The 15,047-nt window shown below is 72.5% G+C and carries 9 protein-coding genes; 4 read left to right on the top strand and 5 right to left on the bottom strand.

Features of this window, described 5'->3' with window-relative positions:
• The 3 genes from VF139_17465 to VF139_17475 all read right to left on the bottom strand — a co-directional run.
• The coding region (locus VF139_17465; GenBank protein ID HEX6853188.1) for a 2-oxo acid dehydrogenase subunit E2 at positions 1-1,509 on the bottom strand (1,509 nt) is incomplete at its 3' end.
• Between the two features lie 12 nt (positions 1,510-1,521).
• A complete protein-coding gene (locus tag VF139_17470) occupies positions 1,522-3,201 on the bottom strand; it encodes a potassium transporter TrkG (protein ID HEX6853189.1) in 1,680 nt (559 codons plus the stop codon).
• Positions 3,198-4,646, bottom strand: a complete 1,449-nt coding sequence (locus VF139_17475) for a mechanosensitive ion channel domain-containing protein (GenBank protein ID HEX6853190.1) — start codon at positions 4,644-4,646, stop codon at positions 3,198-3,200. The genes VF139_17470 and VF139_17475 overlap by 4 nt, the downstream gene beginning before the upstream one ends.
• Here VF139_17475 and VF139_17480 point away from each other — a divergent pair.
• The 3 genes from VF139_17480 (at position 4,645) to VF139_17490 (ending at position 10,585) form a co-directional block, all read left to right on the top strand.
• Positions 4,645-5,595: an FAD:protein FMN transferase gene (locus VF139_17480; GenBank protein HEX6853191.1), complete on the top strand. Its 951-nt coding sequence runs from the start codon at positions 4,645-4,647 to the stop codon at positions 5,593-5,595. The two genes, VF139_17475 and VF139_17480, sit on opposite strands and share 2 nt — an antisense overlap.
• Positions 5,596-5,635: 40 nt before the next feature.
• Positions 5,636-7,165, top strand: coding sequence for an aldehyde dehydrogenase family protein (locus VF139_17485; GenBank protein HEX6853192.1), 1,530 nt, complete (start codon positions 5,636-5,638; stop codon positions 7,163-7,165).
• Between the two features lie 72 nt (positions 7,166-7,237).
• Entirely contained in the window at positions 7,238-10,585 is a 3,348-nt protein-coding gene (locus VF139_17490; protein ID HEX6853193.1) for a choice-of-anchor B family protein, read from the top strand.
• A 1-nt stretch (position 10,586) separates the two neighbouring features.
• On the opposite strand, the gene VF139_17495 is transcribed toward VF139_17490, so the two are convergent.
• Together VF139_17495 and VF139_17500 are read right to left on the bottom strand one after the other, a co-directional pair.
• Positions 10,587-12,389 carry a S8 family serine peptidase gene (locus VF139_17495; protein HEX6853194.1) on the bottom strand — a complete coding sequence of 601 codons (1,803 nt, stop codon included), beginning with the start codon at positions 12,387-12,389 and terminating at the stop codon, positions 10,587-10,589.
• Between the two features lie 37 nt (positions 12,390-12,426).
• Positions 12,427-13,359, bottom strand: a complete 933-nt coding sequence (locus VF139_17500; protein ID HEX6853195.1) for a cation diffusion facilitator family transporter — start codon at positions 13,357-13,359, stop codon at positions 12,427-12,429.
• Between the two features lie 53 nt (positions 13,360-13,412).
• Here VF139_17500 and VF139_17505 point away from each other — a divergent pair, with 53 nt between their 5' ends.
• Positions 13,413-15,026 (top strand): FAD-binding oxidoreductase, encoded by a 1,614-nt coding sequence (locus tag VF139_17505; GenBank protein ID HEX6853196.1) that lies wholly within the window; start codon positions 13,413-13,415, stop codon positions 15,024-15,026.
• The last annotated feature ends 21 nt before the right edge of the window (positions 15,027-15,047 follow it).

The following is a 15,047-nucleotide window of genomic DNA, read 5'->3' on the forward strand; positions in this document are numbered from 1 at the left end:
GTTGAGGCGGCCGCGGTGAGCCATCCCGATCACCGCCTCGACGATCCCCGCCTCGGCGGCGTCGTCGAGGAGCACGTCGAGCATCGGCACGAGCGTCTCGGCCCCCTCGAGGGAGAAACGCTTGTGGCCGACGTAGGTCGAATGCAGGAACTTCTCGAACGCCTCGGCGGCGTTGAGGGTGGCGAGGATCCTGCGCTGGCGCTGCGCGTCGGGAGGTGCGGAGGGGCGGTCGGTCTCCAGGCGCTCGGCGATCCACTTCCGGATCTCCGGCTCCTGGATGTGCATGTATTCGACGCCGACGTGGCGGCAGTAGGTCTCCCGAAGGACGTCCACGATCCCGCGCAGCTTGCGCACCGCCCGGTGTCCGGCGAGCTCGCACACGAACTCGCGGTCGAGGTCCCACACGGTCAGGCCGTAGTGGGAGAGCTCCAGCTCGGGTTGCTTGAGCCCCGGCGTGCCGAGCGGATCGATGCGCGCCGAGAGATGGCCGCGGACGCGGTAGGCCCGGATCAGCTGGAGGACCCCGGCCTGTTTCTCGATCGCGTCGAGATTCCCCGCTCGCCCCGCGCCGGGATTCTGGTCTCCCGACCAGCGCGCGGGCTCGTGGGGGACGCGCAGCTCGGCGAAGATCCGGTCGTAGAACCCGTCGTGGCCGAGGAGGAGCTTCTCGACGGTCGCGAGGAACGCCCCCGACTCCGCACCCTGGATCACGCGATGGTCGTAGGTGCTCGTCAGGGTCATGACCTTCGAGAGTCCCAGTCGCGCGATCCACTCCGGGGACATCCCCGCGTATTCGGGGGGGTACCCGATCGCCCCCGTTCCGACGATCGTTCCCTGTCCCTGCATGAGGCGGGGGACGGAGAGCGACGTCCCGAGCATCCCGGGATTGGTGAGCGAGACGGTCGTCCCCTGGAAGTCCTCGACGGCGAGGCGGTGCTCGCGGGCCTTCGCCACCATCGCGTCGTAGGCCGCCGTGAAGGCGGGGAAGTCGAGGCGCTCGGCGTCCTTGACGTTCGGGACGACCAACACGCGCTCGCCCTTCTTCTCGACGTCGATCGCGAGGCCGAGGTTCACCCCCCGCCGGGGGATCCGGTGCGGCGCGCCGTCGACCGAGGCGTAGGCGCCGTTCATCGCGGGGTGCCGGTCGAGGGCGCGGAGGATCGCCCACGCGATCAGGTGCGTGAACGAGACCTTCGGGGCGTGGACCTGCTCCTGGTGACGGTTGAGGAGGGTGCGGTTCTCCTCGAGCAGCTTCGTTGGGATGGAGCGCACCGAGGTCGCCGTCGGAACCTCGAGGCTCGCCTGCATGTTCTCGACGATCTTCGCCGCGATTCCGCGCAGCGGCTCGGCCCCCTCGGGGGTCTCCACCCGGGCGGCGGGGGACACCGCCGCACGGGGGCGCCACCCCTCGAAGAACTCCCGCCAGGCCTCGCTGACGCTCTCGCGGTTCGCGAGGTAGCGCGCGTACAGCTCGTCCACGTACCCGGTGTTCTGGCCGAAGGTGCTCATCAACCGGGCATCCTAGCCGAGGAGCACCCGTTCTTCCGCCGGCGGGGCCTCCACCGGCTCCTCGCGCCAGGGGAGGATCGCGGCGGCGAGCGCGAAGGGCCCGACGCGTCCCACGAACATGGCCAGGCAGATCAGCAGCCTCGCACCGGTCCCGAGATCGTCGGTGTAGTCCATCGTCAGCCCGACGGTTCCGAGCGCGGAGGCGACCTCGAAGATCAGGCGGCGGTGGACCTCCCCCTGCGCGAGCGCGACGACGACGACGAACGAGACGAACGCCGCGAGGAAGACCGCGATGAGGCGCGCCGCCCGCCGCGCGGTCGGGCGATCCAGCGTCGGCCGCCCCGCCAGCGCGGCGAAGGCGGCGATCCCCGTCGTCGTCTTGAACCCTCCCGCGGTCCCCGCGGGGGATCCCCCGACGAGCATCCAGGCGACGCAAAGCGCGACCGCGGGAAGGCCGAGCGCCCCGAGGGGGACGGTGTTGAACCCCGCGGTGCGCAGCGTGATCGACTGAAAGAGCGCGGCGAGGGGGCCGTACCCCTCGAAGATCGCGAGGAGGAACGCGCCGGCCCCGATCAGCGCGATCGTCGCGACGACGACCCAGCGCGCGTGCCGGGTGACGGGCCTGCCGCGCGCGGCGAGCTCGGCCAGCACCGGAAAACCCAGTCCCCCGAGGACGATGAGCGTTCCGATCGCCAGGCACGTGAAGGGGTCGGCGACGAATCGCGTCAGCGAGGCGTTGTCGGGGAACAACGCGAACCCCGCGTTGCAGAAGGCGGAGATCGCGTGAAAGACCGCCTGGCCGAACCGGACGAACGGGTCGGGGAAGACGTCCCGCCACACCGCGTACAGGACGGCGGCTCCCACCGCCTCGGTCACGAGCGTTCCGGCGAGCACGCGCCGCAGCACCCCCCTCAGGTTGCCGTCCGCCTCGGGGTCGAGCGCGCGCGCGAGGCGCTCGCGTTCTCCGGGGGCGAACGTGCGGCCGCCGGCGAGCGCGAAGGTGGCCGTGAAGGTGAGGATCCCGAGCCCCCCGACCTGGATGAGGGTCGCGATCACCGCGATGCCGAAGGTGGAGAATTGCGCCGCCGTGTCGCGCACCACGAGCCCGGTCACGCAGACCGCGGACGTCGCGGTGAACAATGCGTCGAGCACCCCGATCGAGACGCCGTCGCGGCTCGCCCCGGGAAGGGCGAGCAGGAACGTCCCCAAGGCGACCACGATCGCGAACGACGCGACGAGCAGCTGCGCGGGCCGCAGGCGGATGCGTGCGAGGGCCAGGTGCATCAGCGGCGAGCGCGCCAGGATGACCGCGACCACGTACCCCTGCAGCACCGCGACGTAGAAGGGAAGCAGCGGCGACGGCCGGCCGTGGCGCGCGAGCCAGAGCGCCTCCGGGGCCTCCGACAGCGCCGCGAAGGCGAGGCCCTGGACGACCAGCACGAACAGGAGCGCGAAGTCCAGCCGGTGGGTCCGGAGGTAGGCGAGGGGGCGGCCGACGACGAGGAGCTTGGACGCCTGCAGGATCGCGAAGGTCGCGACCCCGGCGAGGGCGAGCGCGCGCAGCCGATCGACCGCCGCGGGGGAGGGGAGGAAGCCGTATTCCCCGATCACCGCGGCGAGCGCGACCGCCGCCGCGATCCCCATCCCGGCGTCGAGACGGCGCAGGCGCCGGAGGGCGGCGGGATCGCTCACGCGGAGGGCTTGGCCAGGGCCGACACGACCGTGACCTCGAGGCCGGGGCCGTGCTCGAGGAGGCCGCGGAGGAACTGCGCCCGCACCTCGGCGCACGCGGCGCCGCGGTCGAGCGGCCAATCCACGCGGAAGACCAGGCGCGCGTCGCGCACGGCGTGGAGATCGACCCGCCCGGCGTCGCGCTTGAGCCCGGCCTCGACCGCCGCGTGGCGGATCAGGCCGACGGCGGCGTCGATTCCCCGTGCCGAGACGACCACGATCTCGCCCGCGAGGGCGCGCTCGGGGCCGGGGACCGCGACCCCGGTTTCGAGCAGGATCCGGTTGGGAACGAGCAGACGCTCGCCGTCGTCCGTGTCGAGAGCGACGTGGAGGAGACCTTTCGCGGACACGGTTCCCGTGAGCGTCCCCAGGCGTACGCGGTCGCCGCGATGGAACGGCCGGAAGTAGATCGTCATGACGCCGGCGAGGGCGTTGGCGGCGAGCCCGTACGCCCCCAGCGCGAGCGCCACCCCCGCGAGCAGGAAGCCGAACTGAAGCAGCTGCCCTCCGGGGAGCAGCAGGGTGACGACGAAAAGCGCGGCGGCGATCGCGGCGAGTCGGACCGTCAGCTCGGCCGGGCCGGCGGTCTCCGGCGTCAGGAAGGGCTCCGCGCGGAACTCTCCCCGCCGGACCTGCTCGAACAGGCGCGTCAGGGAGCGCAGGACCAGGCGGAGGAGGACGAGCACGACCCCGACGACGATCAGCCGCGGCACCAGGAGCACGAGCGCGGGGCCCGCCTCCCGCAGCCCGGTTCCCAGCGGCTCCAGCATCGAGCGCGCCCATCCGCGCGTGCGCGGGATCTCGCGGAACAGCGCGACGACGAACGCGTAGGCGAGGAGGAGGTAGACGAGCAGCGACGCCGCGCCGACCAGCGTCGCGAGAAAACGACGCTCCCCGGAGGTCGCCAGGAGGTGCAGCGGCCCGAGCCGGATCCCTCGGGCCCGGCCCTGGGGTTCGAGCAGGCGCTTGCGCCAGCGGCGGAAGCCCAGCCGCGCGAGGAGGATCGCCGCGAGGAGCAGCAGCGGGTAGACGAGACCGGCGACCGCCCGCCTCAGGAGCGCGCCGGAGTAACGTTCGGCCTTCTCCGCGACGAAGTCCCGGCGCACCCGCTCGACCCAGCGCGCCGCGGTCGCGTCGACGGAAAGACCCTCCCACGCCGCGTCGTCCTCCGTCACCTCGAGGAGCCTCGCGCCGCAGATCGAAAGCGAGGTCCCCGAGGCGTCCCGGACGACGACGACCTCCTCCGGCCCGCACGCGGGGTCGGCGAGGGCGGCCTCGAGGGCGGCGGTCGCGCGGTCGGCGCGCGCCGGATCGCCCTGCAGCTGGAGGACGACGGCCTCGCCGATGCGGACGGGGGCGGTGGATCCCGCGATCAGGAGGGTCGCGTAGACTGCGAGCGCTCTCATGCGACGCCTAGGGTACCTCGCGCTGTTGCTGATCGTCTCGGGATGCGCGTCGCGCGCCCCGGTCGAGCGGAAGTGGCCGGTCATGGGGACGTTCGCCGCCGTCGCCGTGCGCGGTCCGGAGGCCGCCGCCGCCGCCGCCGCCGACGCGGCGCGCGACGCGTTCGATCGCGTCGACCGGACGATGAGCAACTGGGATCCGGGGAGCGACCTGTCCCGGCTCAACGAGGCGGCCCGGCGCGGCCCGGCTCCCATCGAGGACCCGGACCTGCTCGCCTGCCTCGCCCGCGCCTTCGAGGCCGCCCGCGCGACGGACGGTTCCTTCGACCCCACCGTCGGCCCGCTGATGTCCCTCTGGGGGTACCGGCCGCGTGCCTCCCGGGCTCCGAGCCAGGCGGAGATCGACGCGACCCTCGATCACGTGGGCTACTCCAAGGTCCGGCTCGACGGAGGGACGCTGCGTTTCGAGGACCCGGGGATGGAGCTCGACCTCGGCGGGATCGCCAAGGGATGCGCCCTCGACCTCGCGCGCGAACGCGTGCTCGCCGCGGGCGCGACCTCCGCGCTGCTCGACCTGGGCGGGAACCTGATGGCGGTGGGCCGGCCGCCGTCGGGGCGGTTCTGGGAATTCGGAGTCAAGGACCCCCGGGATCCGGAGCGCCTGGCGGGGGTCGTGGAGATCCTCGAGGGGTCGGTCTCGACCTCGGGGAGCTACGAAAACCCCGGACATCTCATGGACCCCAGGACCGGGCGGTCGGCCGACACCGACGTCCTCGCGGCGACGGTCGTCGCCGACTCGGGGGCGGAGGCCGACGCGTTGAGCACCGCGCTTTGCGTCGCGGGGTCGGCGGCGGCTCCCCGGATCCTCGAACGGTTCGGGGAGGCCAGGGCGGTCCTCTTCCTGAAGGACGGCCGCATCGTCGTTTCGGACGGGCTGCGGTGGCGGCGGTGACGCTGCTAAATTGCGGGCGAATTCCCCACGAGGTGCCGCGATGTCCTCCCTGACCGTGAACGAGATCCTCTCCTCCCTCGGCGTCGCTCCGGTGGCCAAGGGCGCCTCGACCGGCGCGTGGCTGGACACGAGGGGGCCCGAGCTCGCGTCGGTGAATCCGTCGACGGGCGAGGTCCTGGCGCGGGTCGCCCAGGCGAGCTCCGACGACTACGAGGCGGTCGTCGCGGCCGCCGAGAAGGCGTTCGTGACGTGGCGGATGATGCCCGCCCCCAAGCGAGGCGAGATCGTCCGCCAGCTCGGGGACGAGCTGCGCCGGCAGAAGGACCCGCTCGGCCGCCTCGTGTCGCTCGAGGCGGGGAAGATCCTCTCCGAGGGGCTCGGCGAAGTGCAGGAGATGATCGACATCTGCGACTTCGCGGTCGGCCTGTCGCGCCAGCTCTACGGCCTTTCGATGCACTCCGAACGCTCGCGCCACCGGATGATGGAGCAGTGGCACCCGCTGGGCGTCGTGGGGATCGTGAGCGCGTTCAACTTCCCCGTCGCCGTCTGGTCGTGGAACGCCGCGATCGCCGCCGTCTGCGGCGACACGATGATCTGGAAACCCTCGTCGAAGACTCCGCTCACCGCGGTGGCGGTCCAGCAGATCTGCAACCGCGTGATGCAGCGCCACGGCCTCGAAGGGGTGTTCAACCTCGTGATCGGCTCGGGGAAGGACGTGGGGGAGCGGATGATCGCGGACCGCCGCGTGCCGCTGATCTCGGCGACGGGCTCGTGCCGGATGGGCCGCCGCATCGGCGAGGTCGTCGCGTCGCGGTTCGGCCGGAGCCTGCTCGAGCTCGGCGGGAACAACGCGATCGTCGTGTTGAACGACGCGAACCTCGACCTCGCCCTGCGCGCGATCCTCTTCGGCGCGGTCGGGACCGCCGGTCAGCGCTGCACCTCGACGCGGCGGTTGATCGTCCAGAAGGGAGCCGCTTCGGGGCTCGTCGAGCGGCTCGTCGCGGCGTACCGCCAGGTCCGCATCGGCGATCCCCTCGAGGAGTCGACGCTGATGGGCCCGCTGATCGACGGCGCGGCGGTCGACGACATGATGAACGCCCTCGAGCGCGCGAGGCGGGAAGGGGGCCAGATCCTCGTCGGCGGCCGGAAGATCGAACGGCCCGGCTGCTTCGTCGAGCCCACGATCGTGCGCGCGCCGAAGGGAGGCCTTCCGGTCGCGAAGGACGAAACCTTCGCGCCGATCCTGTACGTCTTCGAGGTCGACACCCTCGACGAGGCGATCCGCCTGCAGAACGACGTCCCGCAGGGGCTGTCGTCGGCGATCTTCACCGAGTCGATGAAGTCGGCGGAGACGTTCCTGTCCGCGCTCGGCAGCGACTGCGGGATCGCCAACGTCAACATCGGCACCTCCGGGGCCGAGATCGGCGGGGCGTTCGGCGGCGAGAAGGACACCGGCGGCGGCCGCGAGGCCGGCTCCGACTCCTGGAAGCTGTACATGCGCCGCCAGACGAACACGATCAACTGGGGGGACGACCTTCCCCTGGCGCAGGGCGTGAAGTTCGAGTTGTAGCCGCAGATTGACACCGCGGCATTCGCGGGGTACACCCTCCGGCGCGTCCGACTTCCTTTCGTGGGGGCCCCCATGCGCCGTCTTCTCGCCGCTGCCGCGGTCGTTTGTCTGTCCGCGGTCGCTTTCGCCGGTCCGAACACCGAATGCCCCGAGCTGCCGCCGGACTTCGCGGTCGAGCCCTGGCAGCCGATCAAGCTCGGCGATCTCTCCCTGAGAATCGGCCTCGACTACGTGCCCGGGGACGCGAATGCCCCCGCGGCCGAATCCGCCGGCCCCCGCTGGCGTGTGTCGCTTCTCGCCAACGACGTCGACCCCGCAACGGGGGAGCCGCTTCCGGCGACGATCCGGAAGGGCCTCGAGGCCTCGTTCCGGTTGACGGACGGCGAGGGATCGGTGTTGGCTTCGGGTTCGCTCGTCCCTTCGTGGACCTCGCGCGGACCCGCGTACGCGACGGAGATCCCGTCGTCGTCGCTGGGGACGGCGGGGAGCACGGACCTCACGGTCGGCGTGAACGACCCGGCGGACGACGTCACGCCAGACCACGACGGCGGCGGGTCCGAGCACGGCGGCTGCGACTGGATCCCGGAGGGGACGGAGATCGACTCCAGGCTGGAACTCGGCGCGCTCGTGCGGGAAGGCCTCGAGTCCCTCCAGACCGGCTCCGAGGCGGGGAACAACTTCCGGATGCTCCTGAAGAGCTCGATGGACCCGCGTCCCCTCGACAATTACTCGAACATCTGGGGCTGGAACGACGGGACGACCTACCTCGCCATCATCGGCTCGTCGTCCGGGACGGTGTTCGTGGACGTCACGAACCCCGAGGCGCCCGTCGAGGTCGGCTTCGTCGCCGGTCCCAACTCCTCGTGGCGCGAGATCAAGACCTACAAGAGCTACGCCTACATCGTGACGGAGGGGACCGGCACGACCGAAGGGCTCCAGATCGTCAGCCTCGCGAACCCCCTCTCGCCCCAGCTCGTGAACACGTGGACGATCACGATGCGCACGTCGCACACGTTGTTCATCGACGAGACCAACGGGCGGCTGTACCTCAACGGCACCAACGCGGGGCTTCGCATCCTGAGTCTCGAGCCGGACCCCGCAAGCCCGACCGAGATCGGTTCGTGGAACGTCCGCTACGTGCACGACAGCTACGGCGTCGGGTCGTTCATGTGCTTCGCGGAGATCAACAACGGGTTGCAGGAGATCTACGACGCCACGGACCCCCAGAACCTCGTCCAGCTCGGCTCGTGGCAGACCCCCGGGCGCTTCACGCACAACTGCTGGGCGAACCCCGACCGCTCGCTCCTCGTGACCACCGACGAGAACAACCCCGGCGGCGGTCTCGCCGTGTACGACATCTCGACCCTGACCCCCGGGATCCCGCCGCCGCAGCTGGCGTTCTACAAGCCCGTCGCCAACGCCGTCGTGCACAACGCCTACTTCGAGGACGGCGACCCGCGGCGGGTCGCGATGTCGCACTACGGGATCGGAGCGCGCCTGATCGACCTGCGACGCCCGACCAAGCCGGTCGAGCTCGGCGCGTACGACACCTACCTCCCCGGCGACACGGGATACAACGGCGCGTGGGGGATGTACAACTACGACCCGCGCGGCTACTTCTACATCTCGGACATCCAGGGAGGCCTGTTCGTCCTCCAGCACGCCCCCACGGGAGGCACGCTCTCCGGCGTGGTTCGCGACGCGACCTCCGGCCAGCCGGTCGCGGGGGCGAAGGTCGTGGCGCTCGCCGACGGCACCGCCGACACGACCGGCGCCGACGGCGTCTACGCCCTCTACGCCCCCGAGGGGGCGTTGCAGCTGCGGGTCACGGCACCCGGGTACCGCTCGGCGATCCTCGCCGGCGGATCGATGCCCCTCGACGGTCGCGTCGACCTCGACTTCGCCCTCGAGCGTCTCCCTCAGGTCGGATTGGGCGGAGTCGTACGGCGCTCGGACACGAACGCGGCGGTCGCGGGGGCGCGCGTGGCGGTCGCGGGCACCGCGCTGTCGGCGACGACCGCGGCCGACGGCTCGTACGCCTTCGCGGAGGTGCCGATCGGGCAGCGCACGGTGACCGCGTCGGCCTTCGGCTTCGCCTCGGCCGAGGTCCGCGTGGTGCTCGCGGAGGCGGGGGCGGCGACCGCGGACCTCGCGCTCGAGCCCGGCCTGTTCGTCGACGACGCGGAGACCGCCAAGGGGTGGAGCCTCGGCGTCGTGGGAGATACCGCGTCGTCGGGGGTGTGGACCCGCGTCGACCCGATGGCGACGGGCGGCGGCGCCGTCCAGCCGGAGAACGACGCCTCCCCGGCTCCCGGGGTGACCGCCTTCATCACCGGCCAGGCGGCGCCGGGGGCGAACCCCGAGACCAACGACGTGGACGGCGGCCCCACCACGCTGCTCTCGCCGACCGTGAACCTCGCCTCCGCGGGAGCGGCGCGCGTCGGTTACCAGCGCTGGCTGTCGAACAACGCCGGGACCTTCTCGGGGGGCCGTCTGCTCGCCCAGGTCTCGTTCGACAACGGGGCCGCGTGGATCAACCTCGAGTCGCAGTCCTCCAACGCCAACGCGTGGACCCGCCGCGAGTTCGACCTCGGCTCGCTCGGCTCGCTCACCGCGCAGACGCGCTTCCGTTTCCGGGCCGAGCCGGTTTCCCCCTACAGCCTTTCCGTCCTCGAGGCGGGGGTCGACGACGTCGAGGTCGTGCGGGCCTGCCGCAAGCGATTCAACCCCGAAGGGGCCGACTCCGACGCGGACGGCGGCGTGGACGGGTGCGACGCCTGCCGGTTCGATTCGGGCGACGACGCGGACGCCGACGGCATCTGCGGCGACGTCGACAACGCGCCGTTCGCTTCCAACGCCGGACAGGCGGACGCCGACGGGGACGGCGTGGGAGACGCGGCGGACAACTGCGCGGGAGCGTCCAATCCCGAACAACGCGATCTCGACCTCGACGGAGCGGGGGACGCCTGCGACGGGGACCTCGACGGGGACGACGCCCCGCAGGAGTCGGATCCCGACGACGACGGGGACGGAGTCGCCGACCTCGCGGACAACTGCGCCGACGCGCCGAACGCCGGCCAGGCCGATCGCGACGCCGACGGGACGGGAGACGCGTGCGACGCCGGAGACGGCGAGGTGCAGGGCGTGCGCTTCGCGTCGGCGACGCGCCTGGCGTGGGAGAGCGAGTCCGGCTCGACCGAATATCACGTCTACCGCGGCGACCTCGGGGCCGCGGCGCTCGTGCGCCTGGCGGCCTGTCTCGCCGGACAGACGAAGACGACCTACCACGTCGACGGGGACGAACCGCAGCCGGGGGACGGCGTCTTCTACCTCGTCACGCGGGTCGTCGGGACGATCGAAGGGCCGCTGGGGAGGGCGACGACCGGCCAGGAGCGGTCGGTGGACACCCGCTGCCCGTAGCTCAGGGGCAGGTCCCGCGCGTGCGCCCGGCGCCCCAGCCGCCGACGCCGCACGCGTTCCTGGCCTGCACGAGGTAGTAGAACCCGGCTTCCGGCGCGGGGGTGGCGGGATCGGTGCGCGTCGCCGCCGTCGTCGCCGGGCCCTGGCAGATCGACGCGGCGATCGAGCCCGCCGCCCGCAGGTCGGCGAGATCGCCGCGCACGAGGTCGTACACGGTGCCGTTCCCGGCCTCGCGCGCGAGCGCGTCCCACGCGAGCGCGGATTTCGTGTCGAACCGGATCCCGCCGGCCTCCGCCGGCGCGTCGTAGGCGCCGCCGTTGGCCGCCGCGCAGTCGCACGCGTCGGCGATCCCGTCGGCGTCCGCGTCGGGACCGAAGTGGATCGCGGCGTAGGCGTCGATCCGACCCCAGCCGAAGAAGTTGTTCGGGCGCACCGTCTTGGCCGTCCCGCCGCAGGTCGACGGCCAGCTGACGCTCACCGCGGGACTCGCCGATCGGCTCATCAGGCAACGCGTGATCCGGAGCAGCCCGCGGACCTGGGGCTTCGCCGACCAGAGCAGCGCCGCGGCTCCCGCCACGTGGGGCCCGGCCATACTCGTGCCGCTGAAGGAGGCGTACCCGCCGCCGCGCACCGACGACCGCACGTTCGAGCCCGGCGCCGCGACGTCGGGGCGCAGCCGCCCGGAGCCGTCGACGGTGACGTTCCCGCGCGAGGAGTAGAGGGCGAGCGCTCCCGACGACTCGGTGGCGCCGACCGCGAATCCCTCGTCGTAGATCGCCGGAGGGTCGCTCACGGAGCTGCACGAGGGGCCGGAGTTCCCGGCGGAGACGACCGCGAGGATCCCCGCCGCCCGGAGCGCCTTGAACGAGTCGAGCAGCACCGCGGTGTCGCAACCCTCCGACGGAGGGCAGCCCCACGAGTTGTTGACGACGTCGGGGGCCATCGCGGGGTCGCCGTCGATCTCGGGGTCGCCGCCGTGGGGCCACGGGGCGAGGAACCACTGGTTGCAGTCGAGATAAGTCGAGGGCCGGCCCACCCCGGCGTCCATGTTCCGGCAGCCGATCCACTTCGCCTCGGGGGCGACGCCGATCTGGTTTCCGGCGCCGTCGTCGCCGACCATCGTTCCGACGGTGTGGGTCCCGTGGTTGTGGTCGTCGATCGGAGCCGCGGCGTCGACGATCGCATCGTGCCAGTGGTAGTCGTGGGAGGCGAGCGCGCCGTCCCAGCCGCGGTAACGGTCGCGGATCGCGGGGTGGGTCCATTCGACGCCGGTGTCGGCGGAGGCGACGGTGATCCCCGCCCCCCGCGCGCCGTCGAGATTCCAGACCTGATCGGCGCGGATCGCGAGCAGGCCCCACTCGAGGCCGTCGGTTCCGCCGGCGTCCGTTCCGGCGAAGGCGTCGATCCCGCGCACCGCCGGATCGGCGACCACGCGCACCACCTCGTCCCGCGACGCGAGAGCCCGCGCGAGGGGGAGGTCCCCCTCGACCTGCAGGCCGTTGACGATCCAAAGCGGCCGGAAGCGAAGGCCCAGCCCCTCGAGCCAGCGGCGCGCCTCGGCCTGGGTCGACCGCGAGCGCAGGCGCAGCACGTCGTAGATCGCGCGCCCGTCGCCTCCGCCGAGCCGCGCTTCGCCCAGCGCGCGCTCGAGGCCCTCGCTCGAGTCGAAGAGGACGAGGAAGGAGTCGCGCGCTCCCCCCGCCAGCCGTTCGGCGAGGAACGGATCGATCTTGGGGTCCGGATCGCCCGCCAACGCGGTGGATACGGTCAGGGCGACAACGGCCGCGCGGGCGAGACGGAACAAGCGACACCCCCCGGGGCCCCGGGCGGCCCGGGATCGTCTACCGCGATCCCGCCGTGGGGTCAAGCGCTCGATCGAACCCGTGCCGGATGTTGTAGTCCGGAGGCTCGATCTGCAGGGTGACGTGGTCGATGCCGAAGCGCGCGTGCACCCGTTCCGTCGCGTCGCGCAGCACCGCCGGCGCCGCCACGGAGTGGTCGAGCACGAGGTGCGCGGTGAGGATGGGGATCCCCTCGCGCAGGCACCAGAGGTGCAGGTCGTGGACCTCCGCGACCCCCGGCGTCTGGGCGAGGCAGGCGCGCACCGCTTCGGCGTCCACGTTCGCGGGGGTCCCTTCCATGAGCACGTGGACCGCCTGCGAGACGAGGCGCCACGATCCCACGCCGAGGATCGCCACGATCGCCAGGCTCGCCGCCGGGTCCGCCCACGTCCATCCGAACGCCGCGATGAGCAGCGCGGCGAGGAGGGCGCCGACCGACCCGAGGAGGTCTCCGACGACGTGCAGGAACGCCGCGCGGACGTTCATCCCGTGCTGATGGCGGCGCAGGAGTGCCGCCCCGGCGAGGTTGACGACGAGCCCCCCGGCGGCGATCACGGCCATCGCTCCCCCCTTCACCGGGAGGGGCTCGGCGAGTCGCTCCAAGGACTCCCAGGCGAGGAACCCGCACAGGACCATCAGCGCCGCGCCGTTCGCGAGGGCGGCGAGGATCTCCGCGCGCTGGAAGCCGTAGGTGCGCGCCGGGTCCGGACGCCGTTCGGCCAGGCGCGCGGCGAACAGCGCGAGCGCCAGCGCGACGTTGTCGGTCGCCATGTGCCCCGCGTCGGCGAGAAGGGCGAGACTTCCCGTCCAGAAACCCCCGACCACCTCGGCGAGGGTGTACCCCGCGGTGAGAGCGAGGACGATCGCGAGGCGTCGCGTCGAGGCCCGGCTGCGCGCGGGGTCGTGGTCGTGATCGTGAGCGTGGTCGTGCACCGGGGCTCCCGCCGGGAAGTGTAAGGCGACGATGCGCCATAATCCCGTCCCGCATGAAGAAGACCGCCTCGATCCGTGCCCTCTCGCTTCCCCCCACGCGGCCGAGCCCCGTCCTGGTCGATCCCGACCTGATCGCGGGGTACCTCGAGGACGCGTCGTCGGTCGGGCCGGGCACCGCGCGAGGGCTCCTTCGCCCCGACCGCCCCGAGGAGGCCGCGACGTTCCTGCGCATGACCGCCGGCCGCGAGCTCGACGTCCTTCCGCAGGCGGCGCGGTCCTCGCTGACGGGGGCGGCGCGCCCGCGCGGAGAGGTCGTGATCACCTGCGAGCGATGGACGGATGCCGAGCTCCTCTCCGCCGGCGGACCCGCGGGGCGGGTGCGGTGCGGCGCGGGGGTGCGGCTGAGGGACCTGCAGCGCTGGCTCGGGGAGCACGGCCGGTTCTTCCCGCCGATCCCCACCTACCAGGAGGCGATGATCGGCGGGACGATCGCGACCGACGCGGGGGGGGCGGCGACGTTCAAGTACGGGAAGACCCGTGCCTGGGTGCGCGGGATCGAGGTGCTGCTCTTCAACGGCGATCTGCTGAAGGTCGAGCGCGGGGAGTGCGTGGTCCCGCGCGGCGGGACGTTCCGCGTCGAGCTTCCGGGGGGGCGGGTGCTCGAGGTCCCCACACCGACCTACCTGCTGCCGGCGGTGAAGAAGCTCAGCTGCGGATACTGGTCCTCCGACCCGATGGATCTCGTCGACCTGTTCGTCGGCTCGGAGGGGACGCTCGGCATGTTGGCCTCCGCGACCCTCGACCTCGTTCCGCTCCCTCCCGCCGTCGTCGCCGGGCTCGCGTTCCTGCCCGACTCGGGGGCCGCGCTCGCGTTGTCGCGGACGCTGTGCTCGGGCGCGGTCCCGGGGGTCCGCTCCGTCGAGATGCTCGACGATCGGTGCCTCTCGCTCCTGAAAGCGCACGGGGATGCGGAGAAGTTGCGCGTGACCCTTCCCGCGGGCGCCGGCGCCGCGTTGATCTTCGAGATCGAGATGCCGGAGGCGATCGATCGCGACGCGGCCGAGGCGATCGTGGTGGCCTCGCTCGAAGGGGAGGCGAGCCGGCACCCGCTCGCGCAGCTCGTCAGGGAAGTGGAGCGGCACGGGGCGGGGGACGACTTCGAGCTCGTCTTCCCCGGCGACGACGTGCGGCGCGAGGCGCTCGCGGCGTTTCGCGAGGCCGCCCCCAAACGCGTCAACGAGATCCTGCAGGCGCGACGCCGAGACGACGCGGGGATCGCCAAGGTCGGCGGCGATCTCGTCGTCCCGCCCGCGGAGCTCGACGCCGCGATCGCGTTCTGGCGCGAAGGGTTCGCCGCGCGCGGCCTCGAGTTCGCGATCTGGGGGCACGTCTCCGACGGCAACCTGCACCCGAACGCGCTCCCGCGGTCGCTCGCCCAGACCGACGCCGCCTGCGAGGTGCTGCTGGATTTCGCACGCGACGCGGGGCGTCGGGGCGGGGCTCCGCTCGCCGAACACGGCGTCGGTCGATCGCCCCTCAAACAGCGGATGCTCCGCGAGTTCCTCGGCGAGCCCGCTCTCGCCGAGATGCGCGCGATCAAGGACGCCCTCGACCCCGACGATCGTTTCTCGCCGGGGGTGCTCTTCCCCGCGCGCCAACGCCCGTAGCCGCGGTAGGAAAAGGGGTCA

This window comes from Candidatus Polarisedimenticolaceae bacterium, assembly GCA_036376135.1.
Classification (GTDB): domain Bacteria; phylum Acidobacteriota; class Polarisedimenticolia; order Polarisedimenticolales; family DASRJG01; genus DASVAW01.